Raw genomic sequence first — 5,507 nt, 5'->3', positions numbered from 1 at the left:
GAATAATGAGCTGGCGATGACTTACTCTCACATGGGTAACCCCACACTACCATCAGCGCAAAGAGGTTTCACTTCTGAGTTCGGGAAGGGATCAGGTGGTTCACTCTTGCTATTGTCGCCAGCACAACTGTTTATGGATACTTGCTTAGGTCTTATAAAGTGCCTGAGCTTTCTACCAAATGAGTTATTAACAGATTATATCTGAGTTGAATATTGTCATACTAACGGGCTTCTGAATCAAGCTGTTTTGATGAATATCGAATCAATTGAGCTTTATACAACAACTGTTTGGGTGTTGTATAGTCAAGCCTCACGAGTAATTAGTATTGGTCAGCTTCACATATCACTATGCTTCCACATCCAACCTATCAACGTTGTAGTCTTCAACGGCTCTTTAGAGGACATATAGTCCTTGGGAAATCTTATCTTGAGGTAGGCTTCCCGCTTAGATGCTTTCAGCGGTTATCCCTTCCGAACATAGCTACCCGGCGATGCGACTGGCGTCACAACCGGTACACCAGAGGTTCGTCCACTCTGGTCCTCTCGTACTAGGAGCAGATCCTCTCAAATTTCCAACGCCCACGGTAGATAGGGACCGAACTGTCTCACGACGTTCTAAACCCAGCTCGCGTACCTCTTTAAATGGCGAACAGCCATACCCTTGGGACCTGCTTCAGCCCCAGGATGAGATGAGCCGACATCGAGGTGCCAAACACCGCCGTCGATATGAACTCTTGGGCGGTATCAGCCTGTTATCCCCAGAGTACCTTTTATCCGTTGAGCGATGGCCCTTCCATACAGAACCACCGGATCACTAAGACCTACTTTCGTACCTGCTCGACTTGTGGGTCTCGCAGTTAAGCGCGCTTTTGCCTTTATACTCTACGCGTGATTTCCGACCACGCTGAGCGCACCTTCGTACTCCTCCGTTACTCTTTAGGAGGAGACCGCCCCAGTCAAACTACCCACCAGACATGGTCCTCGCTCCAGATAATGGAGCAGAGTTAGAACCTCAATATTACCAGGGTGGTATTTCAAGATTGGCTCCACTCGAACTAGCGTCCGAGTTTCAAAGCCTCCCACCTATCCTACACAAGTAAGATCAAAGTTCAATGTCAAGCTGCAGTAAAGGTTCACGGGGTCTTTCCGTCTAGCCGCGGGTACACCGCATCTTCACGGCGAATTCGATTTCACTGAGTCTCTGCTGGAGACAGCGCCCCCATCATTATGCCATTCGTGCAGGTCGGAACTTACCCGACAAGGAATTTCGCTACCTTAGGACCGTTATAGTTACGGCCGCCGTTTACTGGGGCTTCGATCAAGAGCTTCGCTTACGCTAACCCCATCAATTAACCTTCCAGCACCGGGCAGGCATCACACCCTATACGTCCACTTTCGTGTTTGCAGAGTGCTATGTTTTTAATAAACAGTTGCAGGGGCCTGGTTTCTGTGGCTGTCAACCGCTCAGGAAGTAAATTCCATCACCGTCGACAGCGTACCTTCTCCCGAAGTTACGGTACCATTTTGCCTAGTTCCTTCAGCAGAGTTCTCTCAAGCGCTTTGGTCTACTCGACCTGACCACCTGTGTCGGTTTCGGGTACGATTCCTGTGTAACTGGAGCTTAGAGACTTTTCCTGGAAGTATGGTATCAGCCACTTCACTGCACAAGTGCAGCTTGCTATCAGTTCTCAGCATAGAGTACCCCGGATTTGCCTAAGATACATGCCTACAACCTTCCACCTGGACAACCAACGCCAGGCTGACTTAACCTTCTCCGTCCTCTCATCGCATTACACAGAAGTATTGGAATATTAACCAATTTCCCATCGACTACGCCTTTCGGCCTCGCCTTAGGGGTCGACTCACCCAGCCCCGATTAACGTTGGACTGGAACCCTTGGTCTTTCAGCGAGCGAGTTTTTCACTCGCTTTGTCGTTACTCACGTCAGCATTCGCACTTCTGATACCTCCAGCATACTTCTCAATACACCTTCATCGGCTTACAGAACGCTCCCCTACCACTTGCAATAAATTGCAAATCCGCAGCTTCGGCACATAGTTTTAGCCCCGTTACATCTTCCGCGCAGGCCGACTCGACTAGTGAGCTATTACGCTTTCTTTAAAGGGTGGCTGCTTCTAAGCCAACCTCCTAGCTGTCTATGCCTTCCCACATCGTTTCCCACTTAACTATGATTTTGGGGCCTTAGCTGGCGGTCTGGATTGTTTTCCTCTTGACTACGGACGTTAGCACCCGCAGTCTGTCTCCCGGATAGTACTCATTGGTATTCGGAGTTTGCATCGGTTTGGTAAGTCGGGATGACCCCCTAGCCGAAACAGTGCTCTACCCCCAATGGTATTCGTCCGAGGCGCTACCTAAATAGCTTTCGGGGAGAACCAGCTATCACCAGGCTTGATTAGCCTTTCACCCCTATCCACAAGTCATCCCCTGGCTTTTCAACGACAGTGGGTTCGGTCCTCCAGTTAGTGTTACCCAACCTTCAACCTGCTCATGGATAGATCGCCTGGTTTCGGGTCTACACCCAGCAACTAAACGCCCTATTAAGACTCGATTTCTCTACGGCTCCCCTATTCGGTTAACCTTGCTACTGAATGTAAGTCGCTGACCCATTATACAAAAGGTACGCAGTCACCGGACTCAATGCCGGCTCCCACTGCTTGTATGCATGCGGTTTCAGGATCTATTTCACTCCCCTCACAGGGGTTCTTTTCGCCTTTCCCTCACGGTACTGGTTCACTATCGGTCAGTCAGGAGTATTTAGCCTTGGAGGATGGTCCCCCCATATTCAGACAAGGTTTCACGTGCCCCGCCCTACTCGACATCATCATATAAGCCCTTTCGTGTACAGGACTATCACCCACTACGGTTGCACTTCCCAGAGCATTCCACTAGAACTTATATGACTTAATGGGCTTTTCCCCGTTCGCTCGCCGCTACTAAGGGAATCTCAATTGATTTCTTTTCCTAAGGGTACTGAGATGTTTCACTTCCCCTCGTTCGCCTCGTATGACTATGTATTCATCATACGATACCTGCCTTATGACAGGTGGGTTTCCCCATTCAGAAATCTCCGGATCACAGGATATTTGCCGCCTCCCCGGAGCTTATCGCAGGCTATTACGTCTTTCATCGCCTCTGACTGCCAAGGCATCCACCACATGCACTTAATTACTTGACTATACAACCCCAAACAGTCGTTTATTCTTACAAGGAGAATAAGCAACAGAGTTTGTCTTTCGACTTACTCATACAGTTGGCGTCTTGTGCATTTAAGCACTGTACAGCTTCTATTAGATTCATATACCAAAACGCTTGATTCAGTTAATCGCTAGTTTCTCATTTCTTGTAGTTACCTACTTGAAATGAGCCTTAAACAATTTATTTCAACTCAAATATATTCTGTTAATGATTAACTACGTCCTCATCGGATCGCAGGTAACTGTGATAAATCACAGAAATTAATAAACTTAAACTCAATCGTCTAATTTACTAAGTTCTATAATTTCTCAGCTTATACACTCCGAAGAATGTATGGTGGAGACTAGGAGAGTCGAACTCCTGACCTCCTGCGTGCAAAGCAGGCGCTCTACCAACTAAGCTAAGTCCCCAGCTTATCATTTATAGATTCGATGTATCTTAAGTCATGGTGGGTCTGACAAGACTTGAACTTGTGACCCCACGCTTATCAAGCGTGTGCTCTAACCAACTGAGCTACAGACCCTCAGATACATCTTCATGAAGAACAACTTGTTGTGGATTCTTACCGATCGTCAATCTTTCGTTAAGGAGGTGATCCAGCCGCAGGTTCCCCTACGGCTACCTTGTTACGACTTCACCCCAGTCATCGGCCACACCGTGGTAAGCGTCCTCCTTGCGGTTAGACTACCTACTTCTGGTGCAACAAACTCCCATGGTGTGACGGGCGGTGTGTACAAGGCCCGGGAACGTATTCACCGCGGCATTCTGATCCGCGATTACTAGCGATTCCGACTTCATGGAGTCGAGTTGCAGACTCCAATCCGGACTACGATCGGCTTTTTGAGATTAGCATCCTATCGCTAGGTAGCAACCCTTTGTACCGACCATTGTAGCACGTGTGTAGCCCTGGTCGTAAGGGCCATGATGACTTGACGTCGTCCCCGCCTTCCTCCAGTTTGTCACTGGCAGTATCCTTAAAGTTCCCGGCTTAACCCGCTGGCAAATAAGGAAAAGGGTTGCGCTCGTTGCGGGACTTAACCCAACATCTCACGACACGAGCTGACGACAGCCATGCAGCACCTGTATCAGAGTTCCCGAAGGCACCAATCCATCTCTGGAAAGTTCTCTGTATGTCAAGACCAGGTAAGGTTCTTCGCGTTGCATCGAATTAAACCACATGCTCCACCGCTTGTGCGGGCCCCCGTCAATTCATTTGAGTTTTAGTCTTGCGACCGTACTCCCCAGGCGGTCTACTTATCGCGTTAGCTGCGCCACTAAAGTCTCAAAGACCCCAACGGCTAGTAGACATCGTTTACGGCATGGACTACCAGGGTATCTAATCCTGTTTGCTCCCCATGCTTTCGTACCTCAGTGTCAGTATTAGGCCAGATGGCTGCCTTCGCCATCGGTATTCCTCCAGATCTCTACGCATTTCACCGCTACACCTGGAATTCTACCATCCTCTCCCATACTCTAGTCTCCCAGTATCGAATGCAATTCCTAAGTTAAGCTCAGGGATTTCACATCCGACTTAAAAGACCACCTACGCACGCTTTACGCCCAGTAAATCCGATTAACGCTCGCACCCTCTGTATTACCGCGGCTGCTGGCACAGAGTTAGCCGGTGCTTATTCTGCGAGTAACGTCCACTATCCAAGAGTATTAATCTCGGTAGCCTCCTCCTCGCTTAAAGTGCTTTACAACCAAAAGGCCTTCTTCACACACGCGGCATGGCTGGATCAGGGTTCCCCCCATTGTCCAATATTCCCCACTGCTGCCTCCCGTAGGAGTCTGGGCCGTGTCTCAGTCCCAGTGTGGCGGATCATCCTCTCAGACCCGCTACAGATCGTCGCCTTGGTAGGCCTTTACCCCACCAACTAGCTAATCCGACTTAGGCTCATCTATTAGCGCAAGGCCCGAAGGTCCCCTGCTTTCTCCCGTAGGACGTATGCGGTATTAGCATTCCTTTCGAAATGTTGTCCCCCACTAATAGGCAGATTCCTAAGCATTACTCACCCGTCCGCCGCTAAGTAAAGTAGCAAGCTACTCTTCCCCGCTCGACTTGCATGTGTTAAGCCTGCCGCCAGCGTTCAATCTGAGCCATGATCAAACTCTTCAGTTTAATATTGCTTAGTGCCTTAAAGGGCACCAATCTTGGCTCATCAATTTTCTGACAAATATTTCTCAAATAAACTTCGAGTAATTTCTACCATCAATCAATGAAAATAATTTCGATCAATCAATCAGTAAAAATCCACACAAGTTGTTCTTCATAATCTCTTAATGATCTT

Annotated in this window: 2 tRNA genes and 3 rRNA genes; all 5 read right to left on the bottom strand. The window is 48.5% G+C overall.

The window, feature by feature from the left end:
* Nucleotides 1–8 precede the first annotated feature (8 nt).
* The 5 genes from rrf to AC5YDM_RS14960 all read right to left on the bottom strand — a co-directional run bounded on the left by rrf (nucleotide 9) and on the right by AC5YDM_RS14960 (nucleotide 5,338).
* Nucleotides 9–123 (bottom strand): 5S ribosomal RNA (gene rrf, locus AC5YDM_RS14980).
* A 176-nt stretch (nucleotides 124–299) separates the two neighbouring features.
* Nucleotides 300–3,196, bottom strand: a 23S ribosomal RNA gene (locus AC5YDM_RS14975).
* A gap of 354 nt (nucleotides 3,197–3,550) precedes the next feature.
* A tRNA-Ala gene (locus AC5YDM_RS14970) sits at nucleotides 3,551–3,626 on the bottom strand.
* 36 nt (nucleotides 3,627–3,662) lie between these two features.
* A tRNA-Ile gene (locus AC5YDM_RS14965) sits at nucleotides 3,663–3,739 on the bottom strand.
* Nucleotides 3,740–3,800: 61 nt separating this feature from the next.
* A 16S ribosomal RNA gene (locus tag AC5YDM_RS14960) occupies nucleotides 3,801–5,338 on the bottom strand.
* The 16S, 23S and 5S rRNA genes sit together here with 2 tRNA genes alongside, the layout of an rRNA operon.
* Between the last annotated feature and the right edge of the window lie 169 nt (nucleotides 5,339–5,507).

The sequence above is a fragment of the Acinetobacter sp. CY81 genome, from assembly GCF_059515925.1.
This window is presented reverse-complemented; position numbering and strand designations above follow the sequence as displayed.